At 42.9% G+C, this 18,129-nt stretch carries 22 protein-coding genes and 1 tRNA gene; 9 read left to right on the top strand and 14 right to left on the bottom strand.

The features are described 5' to 3' along the window. Positions 1–2: 2 nt before the first annotated feature. Genes V4467_03955 through V4467_03935 form a run of 5 tightly spaced genes read right to left on the bottom strand, consistent with a single transcriptional unit; the run spans position 3 to position 3,210 of the window. Positions 3–392, bottom strand: a complete 390-nt coding sequence (locus V4467_03955; protein ID MES2088113.1) for a nucleotide pyrophosphohydrolase — start codon at positions 390–392, stop codon at positions 3–5. Beyond that, positions 389–658, bottom strand: a complete 270-nt coding sequence (locus tag V4467_03950) for an MGMT family protein (protein MES2088112.1) — start codon at positions 656–658, stop codon at positions 389–391. Before V4467_03950 ends, V4467_03955 begins: the two co-directional genes overlap by 4 nt. After that, the gene (locus tag V4467_03945; GenBank protein MES2088111.1) at positions 655–2,172 is read right to left on the bottom strand and encodes a hypothetical protein; all 1,518 of its coding nucleotides are present in this window, start codon (positions 2,170–2,172) and stop codon (positions 655–657) included. Before V4467_03945 ends, V4467_03950 begins: the two co-directional genes overlap by 4 nt. A gap of 9 nt (positions 2,173–2,181) precedes the next feature. Continuing rightward, the gene (locus tag V4467_03940) at positions 2,182–2,355 is read right to left on the bottom strand and encodes a hypothetical protein (GenBank protein MES2088110.1); all 174 of its coding nucleotides are present in this window, start codon (positions 2,353–2,355) and stop codon (positions 2,182–2,184) included. A 9-nt stretch (positions 2,356–2,364) separates the two neighbouring features. Then, positions 2,365–3,210 (bottom strand): ATP cone domain-containing protein, encoded by an 846-nt coding sequence (locus V4467_03935; GenBank protein MES2088109.1) that lies wholly within the window; start codon positions 3,208–3,210, stop codon positions 2,365–2,367. On the opposite strand from V4467_03935, the gene V4467_03930 reads away from it, so the two are divergent. Further along, positions 3,209–3,463: a hypothetical protein gene (locus V4467_03930; GenBank protein ID MES2088108.1), complete on the top strand. Its 255-nt coding sequence runs from the start codon at positions 3,209–3,211 to the stop codon at positions 3,461–3,463. The genes V4467_03935 and V4467_03930 overlap by 2 nt on opposite strands. Before the next feature lie 452 nt (positions 3,464–3,915). Here V4467_03930 and mnmA read toward each other — a convergent pair whose 3' ends face one another. From mnmA to V4467_03915, 3 genes are all read right to left on the bottom strand, one after another. Further along, complete coding sequence (gene mnmA / locus V4467_03925) at positions 3,916–5,115, bottom strand: tRNA 2-thiouridine(34) synthase MnmA (protein MES2088107.1); 1,200 nt, start codon at positions 5,113–5,115, stop codon at positions 3,916–3,918. Positions 5,116–5,492: 377 nt separating this feature from the next. Continuing rightward, positions 5,493–6,500, bottom strand: coding sequence for an endolytic transglycosylase MltG (gene mltG, locus V4467_03920; GenBank protein MES2088106.1), 1,008 nt, complete (start codon positions 6,498–6,500; stop codon positions 5,493–5,495). Positions 6,501–6,515: 15 nt separating this feature from the next. Beyond that, positions 6,516–7,850 carry a hypothetical protein gene (locus V4467_03915; GenBank protein MES2088105.1) on the bottom strand — a complete coding sequence of 445 codons (1,335 nt, stop codon included), beginning with the start codon at positions 7,848–7,850 and terminating at the stop codon, positions 6,516–6,518. A gap of 149 nt (positions 7,851–7,999) precedes the next feature. Between V4467_03915 and lepB the strand changes: the two genes are divergently transcribed. From lepB to ftsA, 5 genes are all read left to right on the top strand, one after another. After that, positions 8,000–8,644 (top strand): signal peptidase I, encoded by a 645-nt coding sequence (lepB, locus tag V4467_03910; protein ID MES2088104.1) that lies wholly within the window; start codon positions 8,000–8,002, stop codon positions 8,642–8,644. A 32-nt stretch (positions 8,645–8,676) separates the two neighbouring features. Continuing rightward, positions 8,677–9,891, top strand: coding sequence for a His/Gly/Thr/Pro-type tRNA ligase C-terminal domain-containing protein (locus V4467_03905; GenBank protein ID MES2088103.1), 1,215 nt, complete (start codon positions 8,677–8,679; stop codon positions 9,889–9,891). Positions 9,892–10,047: 156 nt separating this feature from the next. Then, a complete protein-coding gene (locus V4467_03900; GenBank protein ID MES2088102.1) occupies positions 10,048–10,284 on the top strand; it encodes a hypothetical protein in 237 nt (78 codons plus the stop codon). Positions 10,285–10,404: 120 nt separating this feature from the next. After that, entirely contained in the window at positions 10,405–10,722 is a 318-nt protein-coding gene (gene ybeY / locus V4467_03895) for an rRNA maturation RNase YbeY (protein MES2088101.1), read from the top strand. A 114-nt stretch (positions 10,723–10,836) separates the two neighbouring features. Further along, complete coding sequence (ftsA, locus tag V4467_03890; protein ID MES2088100.1) at positions 10,837–12,021, top strand: cell division protein FtsA; 1,185 nt, start codon at positions 10,837–10,839, stop codon at positions 12,019–12,021. A 144-nt stretch (positions 12,022–12,165) separates the two neighbouring features. Here ftsA and V4467_03885 read toward each other — a convergent pair whose 3' ends face one another. Together V4467_03885 and V4467_03880 are read right to left on the bottom strand one after the other, a co-directional pair. Then, a complete protein-coding gene (locus V4467_03885) occupies positions 12,166–12,492 on the bottom strand; it encodes a hypothetical protein (GenBank protein MES2088099.1) in 327 nt (108 codons plus the stop codon). A gap of 139 nt (positions 12,493–12,631) precedes the next feature. Beyond that, the gene (locus V4467_03880; GenBank protein MES2088098.1) at positions 12,632–12,964 is read right to left on the bottom strand and encodes a hypothetical protein; all 333 of its coding nucleotides are present in this window, start codon (positions 12,962–12,964) and stop codon (positions 12,632–12,634) included. 219 nt (positions 12,965–13,183) lie between these two features. Here V4467_03880 and ftsZ point away from each other — a divergent pair, with 219 nt between their 5' ends. From ftsZ to V4467_03865, 3 genes are all read left to right on the top strand, one after another. Further along, positions 13,184–14,335, top strand: a complete 1,152-nt coding sequence (ftsZ, locus tag V4467_03875; protein ID MES2088097.1) for a cell division protein FtsZ — start codon at positions 13,184–13,186, stop codon at positions 14,333–14,335. Positions 14,336–14,479: 144 nt separating this feature from the next. Further along, entirely contained in the window at positions 14,480–15,418 is a 939-nt protein-coding gene (locus tag V4467_03870; GenBank protein ID MES2088096.1) for an FAD-dependent oxidoreductase, read from the top strand. Positions 15,419–15,633: 215 nt separating this feature from the next. Next, complete coding sequence (locus tag V4467_03865; protein MES2088095.1) at positions 15,634–15,966, top strand: hypothetical protein; 333 nt, start codon at positions 15,634–15,636, stop codon at positions 15,964–15,966. A gap of 382 nt (positions 15,967–16,348) precedes the next feature. Here V4467_03865 and V4467_03860 read toward each other — a convergent pair. From V4467_03860 to V4467_03845, 4 genes are all read right to left on the bottom strand, one after another. Beyond that, positions 16,349–16,421 (bottom strand) — tRNA-Val (locus V4467_03860). A 66-nt stretch (positions 16,422–16,487) separates the two neighbouring features. Beyond that, entirely contained in the window at positions 16,488–16,898 is a 411-nt protein-coding gene (locus V4467_03855) for an NUDIX domain-containing protein (protein MES2088094.1), read from the bottom strand. 141 nt (positions 16,899–17,039) lie between these two features. After that, positions 17,040–17,291, bottom strand: a complete 252-nt coding sequence (locus tag V4467_03850; protein MES2088093.1) for a hypothetical protein — start codon at positions 17,289–17,291, stop codon at positions 17,040–17,042. Positions 17,292–17,479: 188 nt separating this feature from the next. After that, positions 17,480–17,920 (bottom strand): hypothetical protein, encoded by a 441-nt coding sequence (locus V4467_03845; protein ID MES2088092.1) that lies wholly within the window; start codon positions 17,918–17,920, stop codon positions 17,480–17,482. Positions 17,921–18,129: the final 209 nt, after the last annotated feature.

Here is an 18,129-nt window from a genome sequence, read left to right as displayed (position 1 = left end):
GATTATTTTTTTCGGTTTTTACGATACGCGTTTCTAATTTTTAAATATTTTTCCGTGGCAGACGTATCATTTTCACCGTACTTGCGCACCAATCGCACAGGATATTTTTTACCAGCGATAACCAATTTGTCTCTCACGATTTTCTCAGGATCCAATCCTAAAATTGTGGCCATATGCATGCAGTAAATTAAAACGTCGGCCAGTTCACATTTCAAATCAAAAAATTTCTGCTTGTCGTTTTTAACATCAGCCGCTCTAGGACTTGACCACTGAAAAAGTTCAAGAAGTTCCGCCGCTTCAATTGAGATCGACTTCGCCACATCTGCTGGTAGTTGGTTTTCCCAACCCCGAGCTTCTACAAATTTTTTCACTAATTTCTGAGCAACAATCATAGACTGAAAGTATATCCTTCCTTCCTGAGAATTTCGATTTTTCTTTTTGTACCACCGCGATTGTATCCTGCGAAACTACCGTCACTTCGGATGACACGGTGACATGGAATGGCTAAGTCTAAATTTGTTCGCAACACGGCGCCCACGGCACGGGATGCATTTGTATTACCCGCGCGACGAGCAACCTCCTTGTAGGTCAAAACTTTTCCTTTGGGAATTTTTCGAACTATTAAAAAAACTTTTTCTTTGAAAGATATATTTTTCATTGCGTTGTAATTTGATTTTCCCCATGAGTTAAAACTGGTTCTCCATGCTTGAAAACGCTTTTTGTTTTTGTACTATACTGTGCATTAAATCTAAAACTACCCCCGCTACTCTGACTAGCGTGAAGGCTCCGCAAACCCGTAGGTGTTTTCGGAGCCACCACCTTCGCTCCAAATTTTCTTGATAATTCTTGCCCAATTCCCTTATCCGCACCTGTCGAACATGAATCTAGAATTATTGTGGGATTCTCATCAAGATACCCGCCAGCTTTCGTTGATACTTTTCTCGACAAATCTTCTGTATACAAAGTATGCTTCTTTCCTCCTCCGCCAAACTGAATAGAATTTTCTGTACCATGACCTCCAAGAATCAGCAAAGAAATTTTATGGCCACTTCCGTCTGTTGGATTATACAGCCCATCGAATTTTTGCAACGCTCGCACGACATCAATCTTTCCTTCACATTCAGCAACGCGGAGACTAAACTCACCCTTTAGATCCGCGTAAAACGCCTTAATCGTAAGAGCGTCCTGATAAAAAGCGCCATTATGATCATTGCGAGGATAAATAATAACACCATACGGATTTTTTTGACTATCAAATTCTCTGCGTTGATCCAAAAGTAATTCCGCAGGATAACGCCCAAAATCAGCAATGTTAAACTCGTCATATAAAAACCTACAGGTTCCTGGATTCTTGGCTTCAACTTCACGAATCACATCCAGATTGCGATAAATAACTGTGCTAAAAAGCATTCCACCATCTTCCTCCGTGGCATGTTTTCTTTTCTTGTAATTACCACTTTCACCCCACGCAGAATACACCTCAGTAAATGGTAATTTATGACGCACCAAAAATTTTTGAATAATTTCCATTCCGATTTCCTCGTTATTAAAACCAGCGTAGAATCTAGAAACCAAACCAGAAAATTTTTGATTATCTATATTTGCCTCTGCAGATTTTATCAAAAGATCTCGTGCCACAGAACGCTGGCTTACATCCCCCCTTTCCAATATTAATTGCACAAAATACTGATATCGATCAAAATTCTCTGGGCCCATTACTTTTTTTTCTATACTTTCCATATGATCCATCAATCCAGCAATTGCCATATATGGCTGATTATCATGACCATGTTCAGCTACATGAGAGTAAGAAATTAAAACTCTCAGTTCGTCAATATCATGTCGTTTCAATGCCATCTCAATCTGCGGTCGAAGCTGCTCAAATAGCTCCAAACCAAGAGTTACAAAACCGCTCATATCCTGTTCATCTGAAGCATTCTCTTCTGCGCTTAGAAATCGATCTATAATAGACATTGCCCGAGGTGCATTTAGGCCTGGCAGCGCATCGACGATTAGGGATTTTTCACTTCGTAATTTTTCTAACCGCACGGCTAGCTCCTCATTACTAAGTCCATTGTTGGAAGAGGTTGCCTCGACCAGTGATTTATAAAAATTGAAGAATTGATCCGATCTTTCAACAGAAGGTTGATATTCATAGGGGTTCGGTGACATTGTAATTTACTAAAGAGAGTTAAAATACGCCTGCGCCTGCTCTGCCGTTCTCGCGCAAAAATTGCCGATAATTTCACTGTGTGCATACACCTTCATCAAAACAAGAGAAAAACCGAACCCAACCGCAAAACTAATGATTGCCACTGAAACCGCCTTTTCATTTTTTTTTAAAAAATCTTTCATCATATTTCATTACATAGTCACGGGACACAGGAAATTACTCTCATCTTGGGCTTCCTTAATCGAAGCCTCACTCAAGCCAGCAGACAAAAGCGCTTCTCGTCCATCTCGAACATTTCTGCACAGGACAATCCCCTTCTCCATCAAACTTTTTTTCTGTCCGCTTGAAAGCGTCGTCAAACAAGTGATCGGATGCAAGCCGTGATCCTCAATCATATCGTGTAGATTTCCAGCGGTAGGATAATTCCAACCGATCAACTTAACTCCAGCACACTCACAATATTGAATCGCCTTTTCGGTAAAATTAGTATTGGTTATCAAAATGCCTTCGTCGAGTTGACGTTTTTTGCCATACAAAAACTCCATACCCTTCAAATCCTCATATCGAGCCTTAACATACAGCGCCACTTTTAGATCCGATTTCAACCCAATTTCATTATGAAATTTGGCTTCGGCCATAATTAATTTATTTTCATTCCACGCTACCACATCAACCTCATGACTGACACAATGTCCATCCACCATTTGATCGGTGAGCGTTTCGAAGCCCTGCGCCTTGTAGACTTCAGAAATAAATTTTTCAAATGGAAAACCAGATGGGCCGAGTTCGGCAATTGCTCTCTTTAATGAGTAACGCGCAACGACGGGACGCTCTAATTTGTGGAGTAATTCAAAAGCATGCTGATAAATAGCCGAGGTGCTCATGCCATCTTCAATTTCTTTGGAAATGTGATGAACAATTTTATCGGTAACCTCAGTTGACGCGCCAGCCTTTCGAAGCGAAGCTTCGAGTTTGGAATTTTGAAAAGGTTCCTTACTACCGTTGGTTTTTACGATGAAAATTTGTTCGGGACTCATGGCAAAGATTATATCACACGGACCACAGACCACGGAACATGCCCGCCCGAACGCACCTGAATCCGTTCGGGCGGGCGGGGAACATGTAGCACGTAACATAAAACGCGAAGCAAAAGAAAACCGCGAGCTGGTGCATGCGGTCGAACGTAAAAAACAAAAGAAAGAGTTGGTCGCCGTGCAGGGCTTGCTCCCAAACGAGGAGAATTGGGAGAGCTCTCCCGCACGGCGTTCGCGCAAAGGAAATAAAGAGTAACCTTCGGCGAAAGATGTACAAAGAACAAAGTGATTAGCACCGTGCAGGTTTGAACCCACATGCGTAGGCCAGGTGTGACCTGCACGGTGCTGGGTGCGACTCACATGAGTCCTCACCCAAAACGAGGTGGGCGCAATTGTTTTCCTCGAAAAAATTTGTGATTGGGCGTCGTGCGAGGTTATTTTTACCACCGCAGTTTGGAGGCTCGCCTCGCACGACGCCGGTTGCCCAGGCAACCATCACCCACTCCATGCGGGGGAATCACCTACCCCGCGAAATCAAAAAACTTAAAGGCATAGCGCCGCTCAGGGAAACACCCAGAAAGACATAAGGGATGGGCCTGAGCGGCGCCCCAACACTCGTTGGTCATGCATGCCCGCATGAAATTTAATACTCTCTTATTGTGAGAACTTTTGCAAGTCCAGCAGTGGAAAACCTGGAATACACCTAATTTAGCAAATAACTCCCCCACCGAGGCAAATTTCGCCGTCATATATAACTATAGACTGGCCGGGAGCCCCGCCACTTTGCGAAGACGCAAAGTGAATCATGAATCTTGAATCATGAATCTTGAATCTAACCTCCTGCAATGGTTGACGATAGCGGATTCGTGCTAAATATTTTTTACCGATCGTTGGCGCTTCTCCCAACCAATTTGTATCTCGAATTTCAAATACTTTTTTTGAACCAATAGTCATTTCACTTTTAGGATTGTTCGAAACAATAATCGTATTCTTTTTAATGTCCTTACTCACCACATAATATGGAAGCTTGTTTTCAGCGTTCGTTCCGTCCGCCGCGGCGGATTCCACATTCACCGTGAACCCGTGTCGTTCTCCAAGTGTGAGAAAAACTGCACCAGAGTGTGTCCCGATAATTTCTCCGCTTTCATTTAAGACTTTTCCTTTTTTTTCTGAAATATATCTTTTCAAAAAATCTTTCATATCGATCTTGCCCAGGAAGCAAAGTCCTTGGCTGTCTTTTTTGTCAGCAGTAATTAAACCGAATTTTTTCGCTAATCGACGAACCTCTGGTTTTTCCAATCCACCGACTGGAAATAAAATGTGCGACAACTGCTCCTTGCGAATTTGCCAGAGGAAGTAGGACTGGTCTTTGTTGGCATCACACGCAACATGAAGCATGGAGCCTGGAGCATAAGAGCCGGTCTTTTTCTTCTGTCTTCTATCCCCTGTCTTATGTTCTGTGTTCCATGTTCCATGTTCCATGACCCGCGCATAGTGGCCTGTTGCGACGTAGTCTGCGCCAGAACTTCGCGCGAATTCATAAAACCCCCCAAACTTTACATAGCGATTGCACATCACATCCGGATTCGGTGTGTTGCCTTTTTTATATTCCGCAATCATGTAGTCAACCACTTCTTTTTTGTATTCCTTCTCCAAATTTAATTCAACAAATGGAATGCCGAGCTTGGCACAGACACGCATAGCATCGAGTCGGTCTTCTTTCCAGGTGCATAGAATCCAATCCGGTTGCCAAACACGGATAAAAACTCCGGTCACATCAAACCCATCTTTTTTTAGCAGTGCCGCAGAAACGGACGAATCCACTCCGCCGGAAAGCCCGACGAAAACCCGTCCGAAGGTTTTAGGGTTTAGGGTATAGGGTTTAGAATTTAGAACTTGACTTGTCATGACACCGAATGTAGCATCTTTTTTAGAAACGCTCAAATGTGAATGATGAGTTTGTGAAAAACAAAAAACCAAGGACGCTCGGTGATTTGCAAATGGTCTGCAAACACATTGTTCCGGATGGGGCATATCCGTCACGAATTGACAAGACAACAAAGACTGAAAACTTCGGCTTAACAGTACAGTGTAGGGTTTGGTATTGCCCACACTGTGAGATGCGCATAAAAAGTGATTGGTATGTCGTATAGTAGTCGCCACCATTTATCACCAACCGAGCCTTTCCGCTCGGTTTTTTCTTTTCCTTTTAAAATTAAAATTTGTACGATATATCGTACAAATTTTCCTCATTCATAATTCCTAATTCTTAATTCTAAAGAACGCTAATTTAAAAAACGTTCTTTATTGAGCAAATGCTCCTCGTAGGTTTTTGCGTAATGCATGTTGCCGCGCACATCAGACAAGTAATAAAAGTAAGAAGTTTTTTGCGGCGTCACAGCATCGATAATAGCCTCGAGTCCGGGATTTCCAATCGGACCTGGGGGCAAACCTTTGTATTTGTAGGTATTGTATGGAGAATCGAATTTTAAATCAGCAGTCGTCAATTGAAATGTATTTTTACCAATGATGTATTGGAATGGTGCGTCAACCTGGAGCAGCATACCAAGACTCAATCTTTTCCACAGAATGCCAGAAATAATTTGCCGCGTTTCTTTAGTACGGGCTTCGGCTTCTAAAATCGAGGCCATGATCACCACATCTTTAACTGGCTTCTTAAATTTCTTAATCAAGTCATCTACGGTTTTAATTTTGCTATCAAAATTTTCTTTAAGCACGTCGATAACGTCCAATGGCTTGGCATTCGGTAAAAATAAATAGGTGTCAGGAAAAAGATAGCCTTCCAATGGTTTGCCGAGCCTAATAAATGCTTCGGAATCAAAATCAATAAGCTTGTCAGACAAAATCACGGACATCTGCGAAACGGTGACACCTTCGGGAAATAAAACTTTTACTGGTGTCAATTGATAATCACCTTTCGTTAATCGCGAAATGACCGTAAACAAATTTGCTGGATTCTTAAATAGATAATCTCCCGAGTGAACCCCTTTCTCCCCCGCCTTTGCAATTACTCCTGTGCGAAAGGCAAATGCAGACTTCACAACCTTCTGACTATAGAGAGACTGGGCAATTTCATTGAGGCTAGCATTTTCCTTCACATTCACGATTGCAGGTGTCACGAAATTTGTCGGTGATTGTATATACAAAAAATAAACAGAAGTCACAAAAAGCAGCACGGCCAAAATTGCCAAAAACCAAACGTTGCGATTTTGACGTCTCTGCTCAAGCCTCGTCTCAAGAAGTTGGCGAATATTTTGAAAGTCGAGTTCCATGAAAATTGAAACTGATTAAATCGGCAAGTTGCCAGGCGGTTCGACACGTTTGGAAGCTAGGCGCACAAAACCCGGAGTGCCAGCGACGCTTCCAGGAAAATGAAAAATCGTTGCCAGCTCCTCGGTGTTGAGAATAATCGGCGACTGTTCGAAATGTTTAAACGGCGGCTGGAAAAATGATCGCAATTTAATGGCTTCTAACATTTCATGTTCAGCGCGCGTTCGGCGAATGCGGCGAAAATCTTGCCAGGGAAAATCAAAGTCGGTAAACCAACCTAATTTAAAACCGTTGACATCATCATTTGAACTGTACTGCCGGAAACTACCGATGAGTCCCGTAATGTTGATCGGATTAAACGATTCTTTTTTAGAAATATAAATTCCTCTGATGCAAGCCTCAAACGCGTACTTCGAAACGCTTCGCTCAAGCGCAGCGATTGTATTCTGCTGACCTTTCGTTGGGTTAGGCATTCCGGGAAATTCACTGCCCTTGGTTTTTGTTATTGATTCTTTTCTGATTTTTTCAATTTCGTGCTTGACATGATGTTTCCAATCGGGCTTCGTAAACAGAAGAGCGTCATTTCTGAGATTTTGTTTTCGATGTGCCTGAATAATAATTTGGATCCATGTCTGCTCGCCCTTTCGCAGTGACCCGAGATATTCCAAAACCGAGGTCATGGGGTCAATTTTGAATTCTTCTTTTGGATCTTTATCGAGCCCGTAGTCAACGTAAGTCTTGATTGGATAAATACTTTCCTTGGTAAATTTAAAATAGGTTGCCCACATCGGCAAATTGATATGATCAGGATACGCCCAGGCCATGTAGTCCTCAGCTTCGTGAATTTCGATGGCCGGATATTGCGCGTACAGTTGTGCCTCGATCAAATTACGAAATTTTTTGTGTGACCAAATGAAAAATTTTACCTGACCCTCGATTGACGCAAGCTCAAGCGAAAACCAGGGGCGAACTTTCCCCTTCCAGTACAACTCGGAAAAAGTGGCAGAGCCCGTTTGGTACAGCGAAGTGAAAAAAATCTCCATTGCGAGCGGCGATTTCAAAGTTTCCTTTGGAATTTTAATTTCCAAAAGTATCGAGCCGGAAGCTTTTACAAAATCGGCGCGAATATAGCGCATCCAGTACTTAAAAAAAAGCACACCAAACAAAATCGGCGACCAAAGCGGAGCGTACACGTAGGCCGCATGTAAAACCGGGTAAAAAGGTCGCAGGTCAACCTGCGAAAACATCCTGAAACCCACAAAAAGAGTCACGAGAAGAGCGATTACGCCAAGAGCGAAAAGCCAAATACTATAAAAAAGATCGACGAGCGAGAAAAAAGCGTTCTTAATCATCGCTACATGATACCGTAGTCGAATAAATTATTCTAGGGATAAACTTTTCAACGTTTGTACATTTTAAAATTAAAAATTCGCAAAAAATGCGTCACAACACAACAAAAACTCTTGTGTCAAGCGATGAGACGTACTAGAATTCAATCATCATGATCGAAGAGAACGAAAAAACTTTTGAAAAAGTTCCTGAAAATAAAATTTCTTCTCAATCTTCTCCTGCGCACGAAAATATTTCCGGCAAACCAAAAGAATCTTGGCTCGATGTCGTAAAATTTGCAGTTTTGACCGCGCTCATCATTCTTCCAATTAGATTTTTTGTTGCTCAACCGTTTTTGGTGTCAGGACCCTCGATGGATCCGACCTTTTTGAACAATCAATACTTGATTGCTGATGAGATTAGTTACCATTTTCAGAAACCAAAACGCGGCGAGGTGATTATTTTCAGTCAACCCCAAGAAAAAAAATATTTGATCAAAAGAATTATCGGCTTGCCGGGAGAAACGATCACAATGGAGGGCACGACGATCACGATACAAAACACCGAGCACCCGAACGGCTTCACTTTAGACCAAACTTCGATACTAAACAATAAACCTGAAGTTAAAAAAACCTACGTGCTTGATGACACTCATTATTTTGTACTAGGAGACAACCGACCAGTCAGTTACGACTCACGTGGCTGGGGTCCACTTGATGAGAAAAATATTGTTGGCCGTCCGATTCTCCGACTCTACCCATTCAACATGATTTCAATTTTCCCTGGCGATCTTGCTGACACAATAGAAAGTCATTAGGTACCTTTCTGAGAATAATTTTTACAAATCGTATGGCAACAAAAGAAAAGGTAAAAATGAAAAATAAAAAAGTTGATCCCTGTTTGTTCAAAAACTTGGACTTGCCAGCTGAAGTAGCGCTCTACTATGGCTTTACTATTCTCGATGTCCCTCAAATAAAAAAGGAAGATGTAAAAAAAGCCAAAAGTTTTCAGGACTCTGAATCGAAAAACAAAGACGTCCCCGATGTACCAACCAAAACCAGCCTTCTAGAACGAGTAGCACTTCTGCGACTTTACGGCGAGAAAAATTTTCAAAATTTGCCACAGCCTTTGATGCTCTATTTCGGAAAACCAATTTTGCCAGAAGGCATCAAAAAAAGTAGCGCGAAAGAACGAGTTGTTTCACTTGAAATTATGGGTACAGCAAAAAGTATTGCGGAAGCCATACTCATAAAAACGACGATGGAAATTCTCAAAGAAGAGGGGTACGAAAATTTGTCCATCCAGATCAATAGTATGGGAGAAAAAGATACCGTGGCACGATTTGCGCGAGAACTAACTGCCTACTACCGAAAAAATATTGACGAACTCCCTGCCCACTGTCGCCAGCTGATGAAAAAAGATATCTTTGATCTTCTTTCGTGCAAAAATGAAAAGTGCAGAATCCTAAAAGAAAGTTCTCCAAAGATAATGAACTTCTTGTCCGAGCCGAGCCGCGTACATTTTAAGGAAGTTTTGGAATATTTGGAAATGCTCGACATACCCTACGAGATAAATCACTTTTTGGTTGGTAATCGCTCCTTCGCGTCACAAACTCTTTTTGAAATTCACGATGCGGAAAGTAAAGAAGTTTGTGTACCGCTTGCCGTTGGTGTGCGCTACGCCAGTATCGCCAAGAAAATCGGTATGAAGCGCGATGTCCCAGGCGTTGGCGTTCGACTGACATTTAAAGAGAAAAACGTCCAGAAAAATTTGAAATTCCTGCGACCAAAAATTTATTTTATTCAACTTGGATTTGAAGCCAAATTAAAAAGTCTCAAAATTATCGAAATCCTCCGGCAAGCCAAAATTCCAATGCATCATGGCATTTCGCGTGATAAACTTGTCTCGCAATTGAGTTCCGCCGAAAATATGAGAATTCCCTACACTCTTATTATGGGACAAAAGGAGGCGCTTGAGGACACGGTGATTGTGCGCTGTATGACCGACCGCTCACAGGAGAGCATTAAAATCGAACATCTGCCGAAGTACCTGAAGAAGCTGTAAGCTTACAGCTTTCAGCTGATAGCTTTAGGAAAAAACAAAAAGCGGTCAGTACGGGTTAATTAACCATTGCGTTTTTGAGATTCCTCTGGTAGACTACTGCAATCCTAATTTGGATTTTGTCTACAAACTATCTACTAATTACTAATCTACTATTTCATGGCCACCAACGTTGAAGTCACAAAAACCGGAACAGAAAACAGTATGGGTGTTCTCAGACGCTTTACTAAGCGCGTCCAGGGCTCAGGCGTACTTCCTCGTGTTCGTTCTCTTCGATACAAAAACCGCAATCAATCTGTCGGAACTCGAAAGAAAATGACCTTAAAAAAACTGGTGCGACGTAAAGAGGTTGATCTCCTTATTAAACTCGGAAAAATGCAGGAAAAGACCAGATAGTATGTAGATAGTATGGTAGTGGGTAGATAGGAAAATACCCCTTGAGCCCTAGTGAAAAACCAAGACATTTCAATTACAAACATGACAAGAGGCAAGCTTCCGCGCTTGCCTTTTGCGTCTATGAAAAATACCGTTCTTGGCGAAACATACGATTTAAGTATCGTATTTGTAACCCGAGCTGAAATCCGAAAGTTAAATCGCATCTATCGTTCAATCGATAAAGCCACGGACATCTTGAGCTTCCCTCTTTCAAAAAGTTCAGGAGAAATTTTTATCAATCTCGATGAATCAAAAATTGAAGCCAAAAAATTCGACCGAGAATTCGAAAATTTTCTGGGATTTCTTCTTATCCACGGTTTAGTTCATTTGAAAGGAATGGATCATGGTAGTAGAATGGAAGCATTAGAACGAAAGTACCGCGCCGAGTTTGGTATCTAATCGATACGAAAAAAATTACGAAAATACGAAGAGTTACGAAAACTTTTTTCTAATGTGGGTCTTTTCGTATAATTTCGTATATTCGTTTTCATTCGTATTTTCGTATAATCCTAAATGAGCAGAAACATATCAGTCGGCATAGATATCGGTTCTTACCAAATCAAAGTGGTTGTTGCTGAAACCGTGCATGAAAAAGATTTGGATAAAAAATTACCGAAAATAATCGGTGTTGGATATTCTGAATCTCGCGGACTACGCCAAGGTTATATTTTAAATCAAGAAGAGGCTGTAAAAAGTTTACGTTCCGCCTTAAATCAGGCTGAAAAAGCTTCGGGTGTAAAAATTACTCGCGCCATCATTTCAATTGGTGGCATGGGACTCTCAGGCATCACGACCACAGGGACCGTCATCATTTCAAGAGCCGATAGCGAAATTACGGATTTGGATATTAAAAAATCAATTGAAGTAAGCCAAGCGGAAATTCCTGTGGCTTTTTCTTTGAACCGTAGAATCATTCACACGATTCCAATTCAATTTAAAGTTGATGGAAAACAGGTGTATGGCAAACCGGCCGGCATGAAGGGCACCAAGCTTGAGGCCAAAGTTTTTTTCATTACTTTTTTGGAACATCATTTTAACGATTTGATCGAAACTATCGGTGAAGTTGGAGTCGAGGCGATTGATGTTGTGGCGGCTCCGATTGCGGCATCCCTCGTCACGCTTTCAAAAACTCAAAAAATGGCAGGGTGTGTGCTTGCCAACATTGGCTCTGAAACTGTCTCGATTGCCGTGTTTGAAAATAATTTTCCAATTTCTATTGAAGTCTTCCCGCTCGGCGGCAATGATGTGACCAATGACATTGCACTCGGCCTGCGAATTCCAATCGAGGAAGCGGAGGATATTAAACGCGGAGCGATTGTAGGAGTTTCCTATCCTAAGAAAAAACTTGATGAAATAATTGCAGCGCGACTTTCAGATATTTTTGATTTGATTGAAGCACACTTGAAAAAAATCGGCCGCAACGGACTTTTGCCAGCTGGTATTATTATCACTGGTGGCAGTTCGGGCATTGAAACAATAGAAGACTTAGCAAAAGCGGCGCTTAAGGTACCGTCGCGAATTGCGAGCATCAATCTTGGCGATGGCAATAAAGGCCAAGTCAAAGACTCATCGTGGTCAGTGGCGTTTGGATTGTGCCTCTTAGGATTAAATGAAGGCGACTCTGAACTCAGTGGAATTAAAATTGCGAGAAAAGCTAGGAAGGATATTGTGGGGTGGCTCAAACAATTCCTACCTTAAATTTTTCAAATTTAAGGTAGGAATTGTAGATTCAAGAATCAAGAATCAAGAATGATGTTGGCCCCCAAATTTTGCCGCAAAATTTGGGGGCTTTAATATTAAAAAACTACGACCGATTTGTCGTAGTTTGGAGTAAAAACTTCTTTAGCGAGTAGCTCGATGCCTCCGTGTGACAACTCTCAACGGAGATCGATGCAGAGCCGGCAGCATTGATGGAGTAATCAACACCCAATCACCGCTACTCGTGATGCAGCTTTCCAAAGTCACCTCGTCGGTGCCGATCACAGGCTGAAGCACCACATCATCACCGGTAGCCAATTTCGCTCTTTTCTGGTTGAACGTAAAAATTTTCGTTCCGAATGTGAGCGTGATTGAACCCGTTTTCGATGAGAGCGGCTCGATCACTGATTCCGCGGGAGTAAACGAGTTTCCGTTCGCAAGAACGATTGAGAGATAGCAATTAGAGGTCATCTAGCTTTCTTGTTGATTGTGAAATTGACTCTAAATCAACAATAATACATAAATCTGGAATAGTCAACTTTTGATTTTTGAATCCAAATTTTAGAAACAAAAAACCCACCGTCGCTTGAAGCAACGGTGGGCTAGAAACCTAGCTAAGCTGAGATACAGATTGGGTCTCATGCCATTTTGACGAGCCGCCTACGCTCCTAAGATCATTTAGAATGTCTAGGGCCTCAGCCGGATTCTCTGGAACCAAAACAACCTCAAACATCTCGGATCCGCACTCCCAGGTTGCACGTTGACGTTTGAAACCCCACTTGAAACCGTTAATTTCGTAGCAGAGAACACAATCTTTGTCTTCTGGGATTTCAACCGCCACTTCACAGTAACGGAAGACGACAAAGCGATTGTTCTCGCGGAGACCCCCGGGGACCGCGAGGCTGAGCCTCACCGGCATTTTTCTAATTCCTATCGATGCCATAATTTTCCTTTGGAACTCGCAGAAAATCACTTTTCAGCTTGATTTTGCTTGCTATCTTATAATACACATGCCTTCTATAGTCAATGCTTGTATTTATTTAAACCTTTCTGCTATGATGGAGAAACTAAAAGCTCAAAACGAAAAACTAAAATTTTCTTTGACTTTTTAACAACCTTCCTGTATTTTGAATTTTAAGATTTTAACTTTAATTTTTATCCCATGCCCCAAATTGCACCAGAAGTTGAAACATTCGCTCGAATAAAAGTTTTAGGTATTGGTGGTTCCGGAAAAAATGCCATCAACCACATGATTAACTCCAAAGTTAAAGGAGTTGAATTTATTGCGGTCAACACCGATGCGCAGGATTTGCACAACACCCTCGCCAAGAAAAAAATTCACATTGGTAAAAATCTCACTCGTGGATTGGGTACTGGTATGAACGCCGAACTCGGTAAACGCGCAGTTGAAGAAACCAAGGAGGAAATCCAGGAAGCGATCAAGGGTGCTGACATGGTTTTCATCGCCGGAGGAATGGGAGGAGGCACGTGCACTGGCGCATCCCCTGTCGTAGCTAAAACCGCAAAAGAAATTGGCGCGCTCACTGTCGCTGTTGTTACTAAACCATTTTTCTTTGAGGGTTCACAGAGAATGCGACTTGCCGAACAAGGTCTTGAAGAATTGAAAAAATCAGTCGACGCTATCATCATCATTCCAAACGACCGACTTCTTTCAACCATCAGCAAGGAAACCACTGCCCGCGCCGCGTTTGCGATGTGTGATGAGATTTTGAAACAAGCAGTTGAGGGTATTTCTGACCTCATCACCACTCCTGGAGTTATCAACATCGACTTCGCTGATATTCGATCGATCATGGAAAATGCTGGATCAGCGCTCATGGGCATCGGTACCGCATCTGGAGAAAAACGCGCAGAAGAAGCTGCCAAAAATGCAATCAACTCTCCCCTACTTGAACTTTCAATCCACGGCGCCAAAGGAGTTCTCTTCTCGATTGCAGGAGGTGATGACCTTACCATGTTTGAAATTCAGGATGCTGCTAAGGTTATTACGGAATCAATCGATCCAAACGCAAAGGTTATCTTCGGAACCGTTCGTGATGAAAAAATCAAGAAAGGTGAAATCAAAATTACGGTTATCGCTTCAGGATTTCCAGAGACCGTTGCCAAGCGAAGCCTCTTTGGAACTGACACATCTTCTCCCGCTGAGGAAAAGAAGGGTAAAATTTACAATCCAATGACCGCTCCGATTACTCCAAAAGAAATTGCGCCGAAAGTTGAAGAAAAGAAAGTGGTTGATGACAACGATGATGATTGGGGTGCGGTGCCGGCTTTTCTTCGCAGAGCCAAAAAGTGATTCAAGATTTTGGACCTGCCTGCCGGTAGGCAGGTTCACGATTCAAGAACTGCCCAGTTTCGCTTTGCGAAACTGGGCAGTTTGCTGTTACAATATGTGCCCTGCTATAATTCATTTAAATATTTTATTCTTTAATCTTAAATCATGAATCTTGAATCTACCCAATATGACTTGGCTATCATCGGTGGCGGGCCCGCGGCTGTCGCCGCGGGTGTCTACGCTTCACGCAAACGCCTGAAGACTCTTTTTGTTGCTAAAGAATTTGGCGGCCAAAGCTCTGTCTCAAGTGATATTCAAAACTGGATCGGCACGCCTTCAATCAGTGGTACCAAACTCGCTGAAACCCTCAAGGAACATCTCAAAGCCTACGCGGGGGATGTCGTCGACATTCACGAAGGGAAATTTGTAAATAGCATTGAAAAATCCCCCACCGGTTTTAATATAAAACTCGAAGATGAATCTTTTGAGGCCAAAACTGTTTTGATTTCTACTGGAAGCCGTCGCCGCCAACTCGAAGTTCCAGGCGCGGCCAAATTTGAACACAAGGGTGTTGTCTATTGCGCTTCATGCGACGGTCCCCTTTTTGCTGACATGGATGTCGTGGTGATTGGAGGAGGCAACGCTGGGTTTGAAACGGCCGCCCAACTTTTGGCGTACGCTAAGAGTGTGGTTTTGCTACAACGCTCCAAAGAATACCGAGCTGATCCTGTGACTGTTAAAAAAGTTCTTTCCCATCCAAAAATGCGCGGAGTTGTTGATACGGAAATTCTGGAAGTGAAGGGTGATAAATTTGTTGAAGCGATCGTGTATAAAGAAAGAGAAACAGGAAAAATTGTTGAATTGCCCGCGCAAGGTATTTTCGTTGAAGTGGGTTCTGTGCCATCGACTGATTTGGTTGCAAACCTTGTCGAACGAGATGCAATAGGACAAATCGTGGTTGACCCTAGAAACCAAAGAACCTCTGTCAGTGGTATATGGAGTGCTGGGGATTGTACGAATGGACTCTATCACCAAAACAACATCGCCGCGGGTGATGCCGTCAAAGCTCTTGAGGATATTTACATGTATTTGCACACGCAGTAGAAAGATTCAAGAATCAGAAAATTAACTCTGAACTTGCACAAACCATAAACCCTGTTAGACTAACTTGTAGCAGTACAAGACACTAAAAACGCAGAAATGGCAATGTTTTTTCATTGTCAGGAAAGGAAACTATGGGTAGCACTAAGAGTCCGTTGCACGAGGCAATTGGGGAACTTCAGACCACAAAAAAGGGCGTTCCTTTTGGAAAAGGGGCTATGGTCAGGTTCTTCGCCAAAAACGGCAGCCAGCTGACCGTTCACTCGATCACCACACCCCGCGACCTGCTAGCAAATACCGGCGCGCACCGCGTGCTGGTTCTTTGTCCGCTGCAAAAAAGGGCTGGACGACGGCAACTCGAGATCAACACTAAGCGCTTGAAAAATGTGGCCGGCGCGGTGTTTCTCTCCAACGCCTATAAGTACGGCACTGTCTACCATCGCAACGTGGCGCCGCTCCGGTTGAAATTGGATAGCGACCCCGAGAGCCACTGCACCCGTATTGTCGCCCAAAAATCCGGGCGTTACGTGTGGTTCGCCGAAACCTTGTAATCTCTGTCCCCAACCTCTGCTTAGGCGGAGGTTTTTTATTGTAACTGCGGAGAACACCCGTCCGTCTGTGGCGGGGATGAATCCGCAACGCACGCATGAATCGGCGGAGCCGACACATCTACAACAAAGTTTGCCCCGGTTCCTCGCCTATTACCCGACGAGGTAGTCCGAGACGGGATAGGACGAGGACAAACTTTATTTCTGATTTTGTGGGCGGTAGAAGTAAAGGATTCGCCCGCGACTCAAAGCTCGCCGTCGCTCACTTTGGTCTGGACACCAGCTCACCTGTTTTTTCTGCTGAAAAAACATGGTTCCGCTGTTCGAATCCTCACGGAGGCAAAACAATTTGCCTCCTTACCGCCCACATTTCGTGGACTCAATGTGGGCGGTAGAGGATTCGAACCTCTGACCCTCTCAACGTCAATGAGATGCTCTACCAACTGAGCTAACCGCCCAAAATATTAACGTTACAAAAACCACCCCGCCTCTTATTACTCCAACAATCTACACCAAGTTAGAATCTATATCAAATCAATGACACCTTGGAAAAAATCCCGATCGCGAGCGTGCGTCAATAGTTTTAGAGCTTGAAGCTTTGTAACCCAGCGAGCCTCAGGGTTATGACTATCAACTGGCTGTAATTTTTCTTTAGTTGAAGTAAATAAAAAAATGTGAATTTTCTTTAATTCGTTTTTATCTTCAGTTCCGCCTGGACCATTTTTATATCGTTCATACGTTCCCAAATCGCGAACAAGCGTTGGATCAGTAATCCCCGTCTCTTCATAGATTTCGCGAATGGCCGCCGCCAAATCAGTTTCTCCTTGATCAATTTTACCTTTGGGTAATGACCACGAAACGCCTCGATTACTGACAATAGCAACGTCACCATTTTTATTTACCACAATTCCACCCGCTGTCTCAGTGACTTTCATTGCTGACAATTATAGTACAACGGCAAAGTAGTACAAGGTTAAACGATGTAACCACCACTCACTTGGTTATTGGAATAAAAAAACCGCCGTATGATCAATTGATCACATGGCGGCATGGGGAGTGCACAGAAATTGGGGCAGTCAGGAAATGAACCGAGCTATCGCATTTGCCAATCTGTCCTGGGCCCGATCCCAAAAGACGTACAAAGGCCAGCCCAATGTAATCAGCACCCCGAAAACGAGACTGACGCAGACCGCGACCACTGACCATGTCAGGTGAGCTCGGTCTACCGGCTGATTGAGCTCAAACTGAACTTCAGGCAACGCATTGAGATGGAAGTACGTGGCCCAAAGGATGAAAGAAGAGATCGCCCAGGTAAAGATTTTTATCATAGTAGTCACTGCTTGATATTCTGGTCTGTGACTACAATACAACATTAAATACAGAAGTCAATATTCCCGTAATGATTCGATAGCTTGGATGGACTTTAGAGATGGGGTCTGCCACGATTTCTTCTTTACTTTCACGAACTCGAAACACCAAGGTCTTGCGGATTGAACTGATTGGGTTTGAAGCACGTTTAGATTATACGAGGTTTCTTAGGTTGAGGCTTTGGTTTATGCAAACCTCTCCCTGTCCAATCCACATAGTGAAATCGATCATTACCAAATATTAATTCCGACATTCGGTTATAAATATCTTCGAGTTCCGCTACCTCTATCTTTTCTCGCTTAACGGCTAAATTTAATTTTTCAGTTAAGCCATCTAGTTCTTCGATAATTGGTCTTGTTTTATCATTATACGCGCCAGGAAAACGAGAAGCAGGGTTTTCTTGTGAATATTTTAAAATCTCTAATTCATGAAATTTTTTTGTTGCTTCCTGAGAACTTTCGTCAAAAGAGGCTATACGCATCTCGAGAATGAGAAGATTGTTTGCATAGTCATGAGTTAAGCCAGAACTGGTATTAAACGGGTTGTGAGGTATTTCTGCTGGCTGTTGTTTTTCAAAATCGTTGGGCATTTTTGTGATTAAGTTAAAACTAATTAGAAACCGCTTTTGTGACCTTAACTGGGAGCCGCGAGTACGCTTTCGGTCACAGATAATTTCTTCGCCCTCGCTCAGAAATTTCCGCGACCCCGACTCGCGGTTCGACTCTGCTGAGTCTCATTCCGCTCCGTCCTTCGACTCCCCGCAGTGTCTACAAAAATAAAATCCGTCATTGCTTCGCA

The organism is Patescibacteria group bacterium (assembly GCA_040390045.1).
Classification (GTDB): Bacteria; Patescibacteriota; Minisyncoccia; order Phycocordibacterales; family SIBU01; genus SIBU01.
Note: the sequence above shows the minus strand (reverse complement) of the source record. Positions and strands in the feature narration are given on the sequence as shown.